Annotated in this window: 12 protein-coding genes; 2 read left to right on the top strand and 10 right to left on the bottom strand. The window is 72.2% G+C overall.

The genetic code is table 11. The features are described 5' to 3' along the window. Positions 1-52 precede the first annotated feature (52 nt). From ACFYMM_RS31340 to ACFYMM_RS31320, 5 genes are all read right to left on the bottom strand, one after another. The gene (locus tag ACFYMM_RS31340; protein WP_388392543.1) at positions 53-295 is read right to left on the bottom strand and encodes a DUF397 domain-containing protein; all 243 of its coding nucleotides are present in this window, start codon (positions 293-295) and stop codon (positions 53-55) included. A gap of 82 nt (positions 296-377) precedes the next feature. Beyond that, positions 378-1,544: a thiolase domain-containing protein gene (locus ACFYMM_RS31335; RefSeq protein WP_388392541.1), complete on the bottom strand. Its 1,167-nt coding sequence runs from the start codon at positions 1,542-1,544 to the stop codon at positions 378-380. Then, the gene (locus ACFYMM_RS31330) at positions 1,541-2,599 is read right to left on the bottom strand and encodes a thiolase domain-containing protein (RefSeq protein WP_388392539.1); all 1,059 of its coding nucleotides are present in this window, start codon (positions 2,597-2,599) and stop codon (positions 1,541-1,543) included. Before ACFYMM_RS31330 ends, ACFYMM_RS31335 begins: the two co-directional genes overlap by 4 nt. After that, positions 2,596-3,537 (bottom strand): Zn-ribbon domain-containing OB-fold protein, encoded by a 942-nt coding sequence (locus tag ACFYMM_RS31325; protein WP_388392537.1) that lies wholly within the window; start codon positions 3,535-3,537, stop codon positions 2,596-2,598. The genes ACFYMM_RS31330 and ACFYMM_RS31325 overlap by 4 nt, the downstream gene beginning before the upstream one ends. A 66-nt stretch (positions 3,538-3,603) precedes the next feature. Further along, positions 3,604-4,404, bottom strand: a complete 801-nt coding sequence (locus ACFYMM_RS31320; RefSeq protein ID WP_388392535.1) for a crotonase/enoyl-CoA hydratase family protein — start codon at positions 4,402-4,404, stop codon at positions 3,604-3,606. A gap of 178 nt (positions 4,405-4,582) precedes the next feature. Between ACFYMM_RS31320 and ACFYMM_RS31315 the strand changes: the two genes are divergently transcribed. After that, on the top strand, positions 4,583-6,205 hold the full coding sequence (locus ACFYMM_RS31315) for an acyl-CoA synthetase (protein WP_388392532.1): 1,623 nt from the start codon (positions 4,583-4,585) through the stop codon (positions 6,203-6,205). Here the strand turns inward: ACFYMM_RS31315 and ACFYMM_RS31310 are convergent. Beyond that, positions 6,202-7,110 carry an alpha/beta fold hydrolase gene (locus tag ACFYMM_RS31310; protein WP_388392529.1) on the bottom strand — a complete coding sequence of 303 codons (909 nt, stop codon included), beginning with the start codon at positions 7,108-7,110 and terminating at the stop codon, positions 6,202-6,204. The genes ACFYMM_RS31315 and ACFYMM_RS31310 overlap by 4 nt on opposite strands. A 200-nt stretch (positions 7,111-7,310) precedes the next feature. Here ACFYMM_RS31310 and paaK point away from each other — a divergent pair, with 200 nt between their 5' ends. Further along, positions 7,311-8,609 carry a phenylacetate--CoA ligase PaaK gene (gene paaK, locus ACFYMM_RS31305; RefSeq protein WP_388392526.1) on the top strand — a complete coding sequence of 433 codons (1,299 nt, stop codon included), beginning with the start codon at positions 7,311-7,313 and terminating at the stop codon, positions 8,607-8,609. 45 nt (positions 8,610-8,654) lie between these two features. Here paaK and ACFYMM_RS31300 read toward each other — a convergent pair whose 3' ends face one another. From ACFYMM_RS31300 to ACFYMM_RS31285, 4 genes are all read right to left on the bottom strand, one after another. After that, the gene (locus ACFYMM_RS31300) at positions 8,655-10,151 is read right to left on the bottom strand and encodes an acyl-CoA synthetase (RefSeq protein WP_388392523.1); all 1,497 of its coding nucleotides are present in this window, start codon (positions 10,149-10,151) and stop codon (positions 8,655-8,657) included. Positions 10,152-10,210: 59 nt separating this feature from the next. After that, on the bottom strand, positions 10,211-11,761 hold the full coding sequence (locus ACFYMM_RS31295) for an acyl-CoA synthetase (protein ID WP_388392520.1): 1,551 nt from the start codon (positions 11,759-11,761) through the stop codon (positions 10,211-10,213). After that, positions 11,758-12,882 carry an NAD(P)H-dependent flavin oxidoreductase gene (locus ACFYMM_RS31290; protein ID WP_388392518.1) on the bottom strand — a complete coding sequence of 375 codons (1,125 nt, stop codon included), beginning with the start codon at positions 12,880-12,882 and terminating at the stop codon, positions 11,758-11,760. Before ACFYMM_RS31290 ends, ACFYMM_RS31295 begins: the two co-directional genes overlap by 4 nt. 104 nt (positions 12,883-12,986) lie before the next feature. Continuing rightward, complete coding sequence (locus ACFYMM_RS31285) at positions 12,987-14,561, bottom strand: phytoene desaturase family protein (protein WP_388392515.1); 1,575 nt, start codon at positions 14,559-14,561, stop codon at positions 12,987-12,989. Positions 14,562-14,588: the final 27 nt, after the last annotated feature.

The raw sequence follows: 14,588 nt of genomic DNA, 5'->3' as shown, positions 1-14,588 counted from the left end.
GGCCGTACGACGGCCACCGGGCACTGCCCGTGGCGGGCGGCGTCGTGCGTGGTCAGGTCAGGTCGAACTCCCCCTCCCGGGCACCTGACACGAACGCGCCCCATTCCGCGGGCGTGAAGATCAGGGAGGGACTCTCCGGGCGGCCGCTGTTGCGCATGGCGATGAAACCCTCGACAAAGGCGATCTGGACATCTCCAAGGCCTCGGCTGCTGGACTGCCACTCGGCCTCGCTGAGGTCCAGCTCCGGCTTGTCCCAGCCCAGGAGCGGCTGCTGCTGGATGGTGCTCTCGGCCACGTCCGTGCTCCTCCCGATTCGTCGTCCGCGGCCAGCCTAGCGATCGGTTCCCACCGCCAACAGGCCGTGTGAACGGGACCTTTCAGGAGTCGGGCGGCAGCGATCCCACGAGCCACATGGAGAAGAACTGCGAGCCGCCGCCGTAGGCGTGACCGAGTACCTTGCGGGCGCCTTCGACCTGGTGTTCTCCGGCCTGTCCGCGCACCTGGAGGGCGGCCTCGGCGAAGCGGATCATGCCGGAGGCGCCGATCGGGTTGGTGGACAGGACACCGCCCGACATGTTGACGGGCAGGTCACCGTCCAGTTCGGTCACCCCGGACTCGGTGAGCTTCCAGCCCTCGCCCTCGTCGGCGAAACCGAGGTTCTCCAGCCACATGGGCTCGTACCAGGAGAACGGCACGTACATCTCGACGGCGTCGATGTCCCGGCGCGGGTCGGCGATGCCGGCCTGCCGGTACACGTCGGCGGCGCAGTCCTTCCCGGCCCGGGGCGACACGGCGTCCTTGCCGGCGAACAGGGTGGGCTCGCTGCGCATCGCGCCGCCCAGCATCCAGGCCGGCGGGCGGGGCGCCCGCGCCGCACCCGCCCGGTCCGTCAGCACCATCGCGCAGGCGCCGTCGGAGGAGGGGCAGGTCTCCGAGTAGCGGATCGGGTCCCACAGCATCGGCGAGGCCTGGACCTTCTCCAGGGTGATGTCGTGCTCGTGCAGATGCGCGTACGGGTTCTTCAGGGCGTTGCGCCGGTCCTTGTACGCCACCAGCGAGCCGACCGTGTCGGGCGCGCCGCTGCGCCGCATGTAGGCGCGCACGTGCGGGGCGAAGAACCCGCCGGCCCCGGCGAGCAGCGGCTGCTGGAAGGGGATGGGCAGGGACAGTCCCCACATGGCGTTCGACTCGGACTGCTTCTCGAAGGCCAGCGTCAGCACGGTGCCGTGGACACGGGCCGCGACCAGGTTGGCGGCGACCAGGGCGGTCGAGCCCCCCACCGAACCGGCGGTGTGCACGCGCAGCATCGGCTTGCCGACCGCGCCGAGCGCGTCGGCCAGGTACAGCTCCGGCATCATCACGCCCTCGAAGAAGTCGGGCGCCTTGCCGATGACGACGGCGTCGATGTCGGCCCACGTCAGCTCGGCGTCGTCGAGGGCGCGTCGGGCCGCCTCGCGGACGAGTCCGGCGATCGACACGTCCCGGCGCGCCGCCACGTGCTTGGTCTGGCCGATGCCGGTGACGGCCACGGGCTCCTTGCTCATCGCGGATCCCCTTCGAGTACGGCGACCAGGTTCTGTTGCAGACAGGGACCGGACGTGGCGTGCGCGAGGGCCCGGTCGGACTCGCCCCGGTGGATGCGGGCGGCGGCCTCGCCGATGCGCAGCAGCCCCGCGGCCATGATCGGGTTGGCGGCCAGGGCCCCGCCGGACGGGTTGACGCACACGTCGTCGCCGAGCCGCAGCGCCCTGCGCAGCACGACCTGCTGCGAGCTGAACGGCGCGTGCAGCTCCGCCGTGTCGACCGGCCGTTCGAAGGCCCCGGCCCGCTCGGCGGCCAGCCGGGTGGAGGGCGAGTCGGTCAGGTCGCGTACGCCCAGAGCGTGCGCCTCGATGCGGTGGTCGATGCCCCGGATCCAGGCGGGCCGCGCGCACAGCTCGCGGGCCCGCTCCCCCGCCGCGAGGACCACGGCGGCGGCGCCGTCGCCGATGGGCGGACAGTCCCCGGTGCGCAGGGGACGTACCAGGTAGTCGCCCTGCGGCACCGAACCCCTGAGCTGCGCGTGGGGGTTGGTGGTGGCGTGGTGCCGGTCGCGGGCACCGGTCGCGGCGAGCGCGGGCTCGTCGGTGTGGCCGGCGTCGATGAGCGCCTGGGCCTGGAGGGCGGCCAGGGCCACTGAGTCGGGCCACAGCGGCGCCACGTAGTACGGGTCGAGCTGCCGGGTCAGGACGTCTCGCACGGAGCCGGGTGAGGACTTGCCGTAGGAGTAGACGAGCGCGGTGTCCGCGTCGCCGGTCAGCAGCTTCGTCCAGGCCTCGTACAGGGCCCAGGCCCCGTCCATCTCGACGTGCGACTCGGAGATCGGCGGCCAGGCGCCGACGCCGTCGAGGGCGAGGGTGAAGGAGAAGGCGCGGCCGGCCAGGTAGTCGCTGGAGCCGGAGCAGGTGAAGCCGAGGTCGGCGGTCTTGAGGCCGGTCCGCCCGAGCACCTCGTGCAGGACCGGCATGAGCATCTCGACCTCGGACAGTTCCTCGCTGGTGCGCCGGTGGTCGCTCTGGGCGAAGGCGACGACCGCGATCTCACGGATCTCACGGGTCACAGCAGCTCCTTGAAGGTGTCGTACTCCGCGTCGGGCTCACCGGTGGGCCGGTAGTGGTCGGGATAGCGGGCCCCGTCCGTCCACACGGGCTCGACGCGCAGTCCGATGCGCACCTGGTCGTAGGGGATGCCGCCGATACGGCCGTGCAGGGCGAGGCCGGCGCCGTCGAGGGCGATGTGGGCGTAGACGTAGGGCACCTCGATGTCCAGGTTCTTCGCCTTGATGTTGACGATGCAGAAGGTGGTGACCGTGCCCCCGGGTCCCACTTCGACCTGTTCCGAGGTGGCGACGCCACAGGTGGGGCAGGCGCCCCTCGGCGGGACGTACACCTTGCGGCAGGAGGGGCAGCGCTCGCCGACGGTCCGCCGTCCGGAGAGGGCGTTGATGTAGGCGGTCTGGGCGCGGCCGGGCGAGTAGGTGTAGTCGAGTCGGGCGTGGGCGACGATGCCGGTGACCGGTTCCCCGAACTCCCCCGCACGGACGGTGAACTCGGTGTCCTCGCCGTCGTACGGCTCGAAGCAGGCGATGTCCGTGATGGCGCCCGTGCGCTCCTCGGCCCAGCGGATCCGGACCCGCATGCCGGTGTGCACGGCGTCGGGGCCGGGTGCGTCGAGGGCGTGCAGCAGGGAGGTGTGGGCGCCGTCGAGGCGGACCAGGACCCAGGCGAAGGGGCTGGTGAGGGGCTGGCCGCGGCGGGGCTCGTGGTTCCAGGCCCAGGTGGTGACCGTGCCGGTGGGGGCGACCTCGACCAGGTCGCGGATCTCCTCGGCGGTGACGGGGTCGTACTCGACGGGCGGGACGAGTGTGCGCCCGTCACCGGTCCTGACGCCGAGGACCACGCGCTCGCGCAGTCCGGTGAGGAAGGCGCTCTGGACCGGTCCGAGGGAGCGGGTGAAGGGGAACTCGACGACGAGGGGGGCTTTGAGGACTTCGGGCACGGGATCTCCTCACGGAACGGGGGGCACAGCCGACCGGGGTGGTGAACCGGCCGCCGGGGGGGGCGCCTACGCGCGCTTGTAGACGGGGGGCCGCTTCTGTGCGAAGGCGCGGGCGCCTTCCCGCGCGTCGGCGGTGTCGAAGATCGGCCAGCCGCGCTTGAGTTCGGCCGCGAGTCCGTCGGTCTCGGTCAGCTCGGCGGTCTCGTACACCGACGCCTTGACGGCCTCGACGGCGAGCGGGCCGCAGGCGTTGATCCGCTCGGCGATCTCCAGGGCCTCGGTGAGCGCGGTGCCGTCCGGTACGACGTGGCCGATCAGCCCGATGCCGGCGGCCTCGCGCGCGCTGTAGGGCCGTCCGGTGAGCAGCATCTCCAGGGCGTGGGTGCGCGGGATCTGGCGTTGCAGCCGGACGGTGGAGCCGCCGATCGGGAACAGCCCGCGCCTGACCTCGAACAGGCCGAAGGTCGCGGACTCGCCCGCGACCCGGATGTCGGTGCCCTGGAGGATCTCGGTGCCGCCCGCGACGCAGTGGCCCTCGACGGCGGCGATCACCGGTTTGCGCGGGCGATGGTGGCGCAGCATCGCCTTCCAGTGCAGGTCCGGGTCGGCCTTGAGCCGGTCGCGGTGGTGCTCCCCCGCCATCGGGTCGCCGGCCAGCGCCTTGAGGTCCATCCCGGCACAGAAGGAGCCGCCGGCTCCGGTGAGCACGACGGAGCGGATCGCGTCGTCCTCGTCGGCCTCGAGCCAGCCGTCGTAGAGACCGACGAGCATCCCGATCGAGAGCGCGTTCCTGGCCTCGGGCCGGTTGAGCGTGAGCACCAGTGTGGCGCCTTCGCGTCGGACGGTGAGGTGTTCCGTGCCACCCATTGCCCATCTCCCCTCTGAAAGAACGAGAACAGGTTGCAGTAGGCGGGAGGGCACTTCAAGGGTTTTCTGACAGACAGTCAGATTTCTTGGGCGGAGACCCTTCACAGTTGCCGCGCCCTTTGCTCTGATGACCGGCGAACCGACAGATGCCAGGTGTCGCCCGGGGTCAGGAGGAGCGGTGGAGTACAACCTTGCCGACCTGTTCGAGTCGGTCGTCGACGTGGTCGCGGACCGCGAGGCGCTCGTGTACGTCGACCACCCCGGCACCGGCGCGGAGCGCCGCCTGACCTACGCGGAGCTGGACGCCGCCGCCAACCGGATCGGCCACCACCTGGCCGACAGCGGGATCCGGCCCGGCGAGCACCTCGGGCTGCACCTGTACAACGGCGTCGAGTACCTCCAGACGGTGCTCGGCTGCCTGAAGGCGCGGATCGTGCCGGTCAACGTCAACTACCGCTATGTCGAAGAAGAGTTGGTGTACCTCTACCGGGACGCGGATCTCGCCGCCCTGGTCTTCGACGCGGAGTTCACCGACCGGGTGGCGGCGGCGCTGCCCAGGTCCCCGAAGCTGCGGCACCTGCTGCGGGTGGGGCCCCCGGAGGCCGGGGCCACGGCGCTGCCGCGCGCGGTGCCGTTCACCGAGGCGGAGGCGGCCGGGTCGCCCGGGCGGGGCTTTCCGGCGCGCTCGGGCGACGACCAGTTCATCATCTACACCGGCGGCACGACCGGGATGCCCAAGGGGGTGATGTGGCGCCAGGAGGACCTCTTCTTCGCGGGCCTCGGCGGGGGAGCGCCGACCGGCGAGCCGGTGGGCAAGCCCCAGGAGCTGGCCGAGCGGGTCGCGGCGGGCGGGTCCGGGATCACGTTCTTCCCCGCTCCCCCGCTGATGCACGGCACGTCGACGCTCACCGCGTTCATCGGCTTCAACTTCGGGCAACGCGTCGTCATCCACCGCAAGTTCGTGCCCGAGGAGGTGCTGCGGACCGTCGAGAAGGAGAAGGTCACCAGCATGTCGCTGGTCGGGGACGCGATGCTCCGGCCGTTGATCGACGCGCTCGCCGGGCCGATGAAGGGCACGGACTGCTCCTCGGTGTTCAGCGTCTCCTCGTCCGGCGCCATCATGTCGGAGACGGTCCGCCGGCAGTTCCGGGAACTGCTCCCGGGCGCCGTGCTGCTGAACAACTACGGCTCCTCCGAGTCCGGCTTCAACGGCACCGCGACGCAGGACTCCGGCGCCGGTCAGGGCTTCCGGATCCGCGTCAACTCCCGTACCCAGGTGGTGGATCCGGCCACCCATGAGCCGGTGGGCGCGGGCGAGATCGGCCGGGTCGCGCAGTGCGGCCATGTGCCGCTCGGCTACTACAACGACCCGCGGAAGACGGCCGAGACGTTCTTCGAGAAGGACGGGCGGCGCTGGGTACTGCTCGGCGACATGGCGACGGTCGACGAGGAGGGCGTGGTCACGGTCCTCGGCCGGGGCTCGCAGTGCATCAACACCGGCGGCGAGAAGGTGTACCCGGAGGAGGTCGAGCAGGCCCTCAAGTCCCATCCGGACGTGTACGACGCGCTCGTGGCCGGCGTGCCGGACGCCACGTGGGGCAACCACGTGGCAGCCGTGGTGCAGCTGCGCGAGGGGGCGCCGGCGCCGTCGCTGGCCGACATCCAGAGCCACTGCCGTACCCAGCTGGCCGGCTACAAGATCCCGCGCCAGCTGGTGATCACCCCCTCGATCCAGCGGTCGCCGAGCGGCAAGGCGGACTACCGGTGGGCACGGGAGGTGGCGGTCTCGGCGGACCGCTAGCGCCCCGCGCCCCCGTCCGTGCCGCCGTCCGTGTCGGCGTCGGCGTCGGTGTCGCCGTCCGTGTCGGCGTCGCTGTCGAGGAACGCGACCGTTCGCCGTACGAACCACCGCGGGTCGTCCAGCCACGGGAAGTGGCCTGCGTCGGGCTGGACGACGAGTTCCGCGTGCGGGAAGGCCCCGGCGGCGCGGCGGGCCAGGTCCGGGCGGGGACTGTTGTCGAGTTCGCCCGCGTACACCAGGACCGGAGCGGTCAGGGCGGTGAGGGCGGCACGGGTGGCGTCCGGGGTGAAGGCGCCCTGGGCGAAGTAGTGCTCGCCGGCCTCGGCGTTGGTCTGCTTCACCTCGCCGGCCGTGTGGGCCCGGGCGGTGTCGTCCCAGCGGCCGTAGAAGAAGGGCAGGAACACCTCGTCGAAGTCGCCCTCGCCGGTCAGCCAGGCCCGCAGTGCGGGGAACGCCTGGTCGAACCACGGCTCACCCGCCCGCAGCCGGGCCGCGGCCAGCCGCTCCTCGGGCGTCGCCCGTACGCCGAGGGCCGAGGGGTTCGGGGTGACCAGCGTGAGCCGCTGCACCCGGTGCGGGTACCGGGCCGCGTAGAGGACCCCCAGGCAGGCGCCCGCCGAGTGCGCGAGCAGATCCAGGCGCTCCAGGCCCAGGTGGGCGCGGAACGCCTCCACGTCGTCCACCAGCCGGTCGCAGCGGTACGTCGCCGGGTCCGCCGGCACCGCGGAGTCACCGGTGCCGCGCAGGTCGAGCAGGGCCAGCCGGCGGTGGGCGGTCAGCCCGCCGAGGTCCCCGAGGTAGGCGGAGGCCCGCATCGGCCCGCCGGGCAGCACGGCGAGGGGCGCCCCCTTGCCCCGCAGGTGATAGGCGAGTCGGGTCCCGTCGGGCGTGGTGAACGTCGGCATGGAGCCGATCATCCAGGGCCGGCCGGCCCGAGGGCAACGGAGTTCCGTCCCGCGCGCGGGGCCGGACGCCCGGTCCGCTCCCGTGAAAAATGCGGCGCACCTCTTGCCTCGCCCCGGGTGGCCTGAATTAGTGTCCCGAGAAGATGCCGACCGAATGATCGGTCGACCGGGACGGTGTGGCCGACGAGGGAGAAGTACCGGTGGCGGATGCGACGACGGACCCGCGCGACCCGGGGGAACGGCTCGGCCCGGACGAGTTGCGGGCGCTGCAGCTGGAGCGGCTGCGTGCCACGCTGCGACGCGTCTACGACAACGTGCCCTTCTACCGGGACTCGTTCGACCGGGCCGGGGTCCGTCCGGAGGACTGCCGCTCGCTCGCCGACCTCGCCCGCTTCCCGTTCACCACCAAGGCCGACCTGCGGGAGAACTACCCGTACGGCATGTTCGCCGTGCCGCGTTCACAGGTCCGCCGGGTCCATGCCTCCAGCGGCACCACCGGGCGCCCCACGGTGGTCGGCTACACGGACGGCGACCTCTCCGTGTGGGCGGACATGGTGGCGCGTTCGATCCGCGCGGCGGGCGGCCGGCCCGGTGACACGGTCCATGTGGCGTACGGCTACGGGCTGTTCACCGGTGGCCTGGGCGCCCACTACGGCGCCGAGCGCCTGGGCTGTACGGTCGTCCCGGCGTCCGGGGGCATGACCGCCCGGCAGGTCCAGCTGATCCGGGACCTCGCGCCGGACGTCATCATGGTCACCCCGTCCTACATGCTCACCCTGCTGGACGAGTTCGAACGGCAGGGTGTGGACCCGCGCGGCACCTCGCTGCGGGTCGGGATCTTCGGCGCCGAGCCGTGGACCGAGCAGATGCGGCGCGAGATCGAGGAGCGGTGCGCGATCGACGCCGTCGACATCTACGGGCTGTCGGAGGTGATCGGGCCGGGAGTCGCCCAGGAGTGCGTGGAGACCAAGGACGGGCTGCACATCTGGGAGGACCACTTCTACCCGGAGGTCGTCGACCCGGTCACGGGCGAGGTTCTGCCGGAGGGCGAGAGGGGCGAGCTGGTGTTCACCTCCCTCACCAAGGAGGCCATGCCGGTGATCCGCTACCGGACCCGGGACCTGACCCGGCTGCTGCCCGGCACGGCCCGGGTGTTCCGGCGCATGGAGAAGGTCACCGGCCGCAGTGACGACATGGTGATCCTGCGCGGGGTCAACCTGTTCCCGACCCAGATCGAGGAGATCGTGCTGCGCACGCCCGGTGTCGCGCCGCACTTCCAGCTGCGCCTGACCCGGGAGGGCCGCCTGGACTCCCTCACCGTACGGGCCGAGGCCCGCCCCGGCGCCACGCCCGGGACGCGGGCCGAGGCGGCCGGGGCCATCGCCGCGGCGGTGAAGGACGGCATCGGCGTGTCCGTCACGGTGGAGATCGTCGAACCGGAGTCGCTGGAACGGTCGGTGGGCAAGATCCGCCGGATCGTGGACCTGCGTCCCCGCTGACGGCGGCGGCCACCTCCTGTCGTCCGGATCGTCGGGCGGCGCCGCCTAACCGCCGAACCGGTCCCGCAGCTCGCGCTTGAGGACCTTCCCGCTCGCGTTGCGCGGCAGCTCGTCCACGAACAGCACCCGCTTGGGCGCCTTGAAGGGGGCGATCTTCTCCCGCACGTGGGCGATCAGCTGGTCCTCGGTCACCTCGCCGCGCGCGACGACGACGGCCGTGACGGCCTCGATCCACCGCTCGTCGGCCAGGCCGATCACGGCGGCGTCCGCGACCGCCTCGTGGGTGTACAGCGCGTCCTCGACCTGGCGCGAGGCGACCAGTACGCCACCGGAGTTGATGACGTCCTTCACCCGGTCGACGATCGTGAAGTAGCCGTCCGCGTCCCGCACCGCGAGGTCGCCGGAGTGGAACCAGCCGTCACGGAAGGCGTCGGCGCTCTCCTCCGGCTTGTCCCAGTAGCCCTCGCACAGCTGCGGTGAGCGGTAGACGATCTCGCCGGGCGTGCCGTCGGGCACGTCCTCGCCGTTCTCGTCGACCACCCGCGCGTCCACGAAGAGCACGGTGCGGCCGCAGGAGTCGAGCCGGCCCCGGTGCTCGTCGGGTCCGAGGACCGTGGCCAGGGGGCCGATCTCGCTCTGCCCGAAGCAGTTGTAGAAGGCGAGCTTCGGCAGCCGTTCGCGCAGCCGCTCCAGTACGGGCACGGGCATGACCGACGCCCCGTAGTAGGCCTTGCGCAGACCGCCGAGGTCGCGGGTGGCGAAGTCGGGCCGGTTCGCCAGGCCGATCCAGACCGTGGGCGGCGCGAACAGGCTGTCCACCCGTCCGGCCTCGATCAGGTCGAGGAGCGTGTCGCCGTCCGGCGCGTCGAGGATGACGTTGGTCGCGCCGACGGCCAGGTAGGGCAGCAGGAAGACGTGCATCTGCGCCGAGTGGTACAGCGGCAGCGCGTGCGCGGGCCGGTCCCCGGCGCTCAGATCGAGGGCGGTGATCGCGCTCAGGTACTCGTGCACCAGGGCCCGGTGGGTCATCATCGCGCCCTTGGGCAGGGCGGTGGTGCCGGAGGTGTACAGCAGCTGCACCAGATCCTCGGTGCGCGGTTCGGGACCGTCGTGCGGCGGCGCGTCCGCGAGCCGCGCCAGCAGCGAGTCGTCGGCGTCCCGCAGGGGCAGCACCCGTGTGCCGTCCGGGAGCCGGCCGGCGAGGTCCGGGTCGGCCAGCACCAGCGTGCTGCCCGACTGGCCGACGAGGTAGGCGAGGTCGTCCCCGGTCAGGTTCTGGTTGACCGGCACATGGACCAGGCCGGCGCGGGCGCAGGCGAGGAACGCGATCAGATAGGCGTCGGAGTTGTGCCCGTAGGCGCCGACCCGGTCACCCGGGCCGAGCCCCTCCCCGAGCAGCAGCCCGGCCGCCCGGGAGACGGCGTCGTCCAGTTCCTCGTACGTCCAGCTGCGCGCCCCGTAGCGCACCGCGACGCGCGCCGGGGTGCGCCGGGCGCTGCGCCGCAGCACCCCGTCGACCGTGCTGCCGTGTCCCTGCGTCATGCCACATGATCCTCGGCCCGCCGCACACGGAGGTCAAGGACCGGGCTGACGACGGCCGCTCACACCGGCCGGGTACGCCCCTCCCAGTAGGGGTCCCGCAGCCGGCGCTTGTACAGCTTGCCATTGGGGTCGCGGGGCATCTCGGCGGTGAAGTCGACGCTCTTGGGGCGTTTGTAGCCGGCCAGCCGGTCGGCGCAGTGGTCGAGGAGGGCGGCGGCGAGGGCCGGTCCGGGTTCGTGTCCGGGGGCCGGTTCCACCACGGCCTTGACCTCCTCCCCCCAGTCGTCGTGGGGGATGCCGAAGGCGGCGGCGTCGGCGACGGCGGGGTGGGAGAGCAGGACGGACTCGATCTCGGCCGGGTAGATGTTGACCCCGCCGGAGATGATCATGTCGATCTTGCGGTCGCGGAGGAAGAGGTAGCCGTCCTCGTCCAGGAAACCGAGGTCGCCGACGGTGAAGAAGTCGCCGATGCGGTTCTTCCTCGTCTTGGTCTCGTCCTTGTGGTAGGAGAAGCCGCCGGTGGTCATCTTCATGTAGACCGTGCCGAGTTCGCCGGGCGGAAGCCGGTTTCCGTCGTCGTCGAAGACGGCGAGTTCGCTGATGGGCCAGGCCTTGCCGACCGTGCCGGGTTTCTTCAGCCAGTCCTCGGCGGTGGCGAAGGCGCCGCCGCCCTCGCTGGCCGCGTAGTACTCCTCCACGCAGTGGCCCCACCAGTCGATCATGGCCCGCTTGACGTGATCCGGGCAGGGGGCCGCGCCGTGGATGGCGTGCCGCATGGACGAGACGTCGTAGCGGGCGCGCACCTCCTCGGGGAGGGCGAGCAGGCGGTGGAACTGGGTGGGGACCATGTGGGTGTGGGTGCACCGGTGGGCGTCGATGAGCCGCAGCATCTCCTCGGGCACCCACTTGTCCATCAGGACCAGCCGGTGACCGATGTGCAGGGAGGCGCCGGCGAACTGGAGCACGGCCGTGTGGTAGAGCGGTGAGCAGACCAGGTGGACGTTGTCGTCGTACGGCCTGATGCCGAAGATGCCGAGGAATCCGCCCAGGTAGGACTCCTCGGGGAGCTTGCCGGGCAGCGGCCGGCGGATGCCGCGCGGGCGTCCGGTCGTCCCGGAGGTGTAGTTCATCACCCAGCCCAGCTCGCGCTCCGCGGGCGCCGACTCCGGCTGTCCGTCGAGGAGTTCGGCGTACGGCCGGAAACCCTCGACCGTGCCGACCGCGTACCGGTGGGTGGCGGCGAGTCCCGCCTCGTCCGCGGCGGCGCGCGCGGACCGCGCGAACCGTTCGTGGGCGAGGAGCACCTTGGCGCCGGAGTCGGAGACGATCCAGGCGATCTCCGGGCCGACCAGATGGTGGTTGACGGGGACGAGATAGAGGCCGGCCTGCGTGGCGGCCAGGTACGCGGTGAGGAACTCGACGCCGTTGGGCAGGACGACGGCGAAGGCGTCGCCGCGTTCGAGGCCCGCCGCGCGCAGCCCGTGCACCAGCCGGTTGGCGGCGGCGTGCAGACGTCCGGCGCTCCACTGCTCGCCGTCGGGGGCGACGAGGACCGTGCGGTCGGGGTTCTGGGCCGCCTGGGCCCAGAACCCGGTGGGAGGTGTGCTCACTGGCCGCTCCTTCCGGCGATGCGGTTGACGCGGTCGACGGCCTGCTCGAAGCCGCGGGTGAGGTCGTCGAAGACGGTCTGGACGTCGCGCCGGCTGTTCATGCGGCCGACGATCTGGCCGACGGGCGTGCCGAGCAGGGGGTCGACCTCGTACTTCTGGATGCGGGAGACCGCCTCGGCGACCAGCAGGCCCTGCAGGGGCATGGGCAGGGTGCCGGGTCCGGCCGGGTCGTCCCAGGCGTCCGTCCATTCGGTACGGAGCTGGCGTGCGGGTTTTCCGGTCAGGGCGCGGGAGCGGACCGTGTCGCCGGATCCGGCGGCGAGGAGTTTACGGGTCAGGGCGGTCGAGTGGAGGTCGGCCTCGGTGGTGGTCAGCCACAGGGAGCCCAGCCACACTCCCTGGGCGCCGAGGGCCAGCGCCGCCGCGATCTGCCGGCCGCTGCCGATGCCCCCGGCGGCCAGTACGGGCAGCGGGTCGACGGCGTCGACGACCTCGGGGGTGAGCACCATGGAGGCGATCTCCCCGGTGTGGCCGCCCGCCTCGTAGCCCTGGGCCACCACGATGTCGAGGCCGGCTTCCTGGTGCTTTCGGGCGTGCCGGGCGCTGCCGGCCAGCGCGGCGACCAGGACGTTCCGGTCGTGGGCACGGGCGACGACGTCGGCGGGCGGTGAGCCGAGGGCGTTGGCGAGCAGCTTGATCGGATAGTCGAAGGCGACGTCGAGCTGGGTGCGGGCGACCTGTTCCATCCAGCCGGTGATGCGCCACCCGGACGCCTCCCCCTCGGCGAGCTCGGGCACGCCGTACTTGGCGAGGGTGTCCCGCACGAACTGCCGGTGCCCGTCCGGGATCATCGCCTCGACGTCGGCCTCGGTCAGTGTCTGATTCTTCGGGGCCTCGACCTTCTTCGCGGGCATGACGACGTCCAGGCCGTAGGGCCGTCCCTCGGCGTGTGCCTCGATCCAGTCCAGGTCGCGTTTGAGGTCGTCGGGGGCCGTGTAGCGGACCGCGCCGAGCACTCCGAAGCCGCCGGCCCGGCTGATGGCGGCGGCTACGGCGGGGAACGGCGTGAAGCCGAAGACGGCGTACTCGACTCCGAGTTTCTTGCTCAGCTCCGTCTGCATGGGCGCAGGATGCCGCAGTCCTCCGGACGACGGAAGAGCTTTTCTGATGGCCCGTCAGATTATTTGGCCCGTCGCGTCGTCCCGCCCGTCGGATGTCCGGACCGTCAGATCGTCCGGGCGTCGCTCTCCAGGACAGCCATCGCCGCGTTGTGCCCCGGTACCCCGCTCACCCCTCCCCCGCGCACCGCGCCCGCCCCGCACAGCAGGACGTTGGCATGGCCGGTCTCCACGCCCCAGCGGCCGGTGCCGGGCTGGGCGTACGGCCAGGCCAGGGCGCGGTGGAAGATGTTGCCGCCGGGCAGGCGAAGGTCGCGTTCCAGGTCGAGCGGGGTCTTCGCCTCGATGCAGGGGCGGCCGTCGGCGTCGACGGCCAGACAGTCGGTCAGGGGCTCGGCGAGGTGGGCGTCGAGCTGGGCGAGGGTCGACTTCAGGAGTTCCTCCCGTACGGCGGCGTTGTCGCGGGTGAAGAGGCGGGCCGGGGTGTGCAGGCCGAAGAGGGTGAGTGTCTGGTAGCCGCGGTCGGCCAGGTCCGGGCCGAGGATCGTGCGGTCGGTCAGGGAGTGGCAGTAGATCTCCGAGGGCGGCGCGGCGGGGAGTTCACCGGCGGCGGCCTGGGCGTGGGCGGTGGCCAGCTGCTCGTAGCCCTCGGCGATGTGGAAGGTGCCGGAGAACGCCTCCCGGGGGTCGACCGAGCGGTCGCGCAGCCGGGGCAGCCGGGTGAGCAGCATGTTCACCTTCAGCTGCGCGCCCTCGGCGGGCTCGGGGGCGGTGCTGCCGGTCAGCGCGGCCAGCTCCTGCGGGGAGGCGTTGACCAGGACGTGCCGGGCCGCGACGGTGCCCTCGCCGTCGGCGGTGCGGTAGCCGATCTCGGCGCGGTGTCCGTCGGTGTCGATGCGTACGGCCTCGTGCCCGGTGGCGAGCACCGCGCCCGCCGCCCGCGCGGTGGTGGCCAGGGCGTCGGTGAGGGCGCCCATGCCGCCGACCGGCACGTCCCAGGCGCCGGTGCCGCCGCCGATGACGTGGTAGAGGAAGCAGCGGTTCTGGGCGAGCGAGGCGTCGTGGGCGTCGGCGAAGGTGCCGATGACGGCGTCGGTGAGGACCACGCCCCGCACCAGGTCGTCGTTGAAGTTCTCCTCGATGGTGACGCCGACGGGCTCCTCGAACAGTGCTCGCCAGGCGGCCTCGTCGTCGACGCGGGCGCGCAGTTCCTCGCGGGTGGGCAGGGGTGCGGTGAGGGTCGGGAAGACACGTTCGGCGACCCGTCCGGTCATGCCGTAGAAGCGCTTCCACGCCTCGTACTCACGCGCCCCGCCGGTCAGCCGGGCGAAGGCCTCGCGGGTACGGCGCTCGCCGCCGCCCACCAGCAGTCCGGTGGGCCGGCCCGCCCGCTCCACGGGGGTGTACGACGAGACGGTGCGGCCACGGACGCGGAAGTTCAGACCGAGGTCCCGGACGATCTTCCGGGGCAGCAGGCTGACCAGGTAGGAGTAGCGGGACAGACGGGCGTCGACCCCGGCGAAGGGGCGGGTGGAGACGGCGGCGCCGCCGGTGCGGCCCAGCCGTTCCAGCACCAGCACGGACCGGCCCGCCCGGGCCAGGTAGGCGGCGGCGACCAGGCCGTTGTGGCCGCCGCCGACGATGACGGCGTCGTAGCTCCGGGATGGCTCGTGTGGGGGCATACGTTCTTCGTAACACGTGATGATCTA

It is taken from the genome of Streptomyces sp. NPDC006739 (genome assembly GCF_042869815.1).
Taxonomy (GTDB): Bacteria; Actinomycetota; Actinomycetes; order Streptomycetales; family Streptomycetaceae; genus Streptomyces.
Note: the sequence above shows the minus strand (reverse complement) of the source record. Positions and strands in the feature narration are given on the sequence as shown.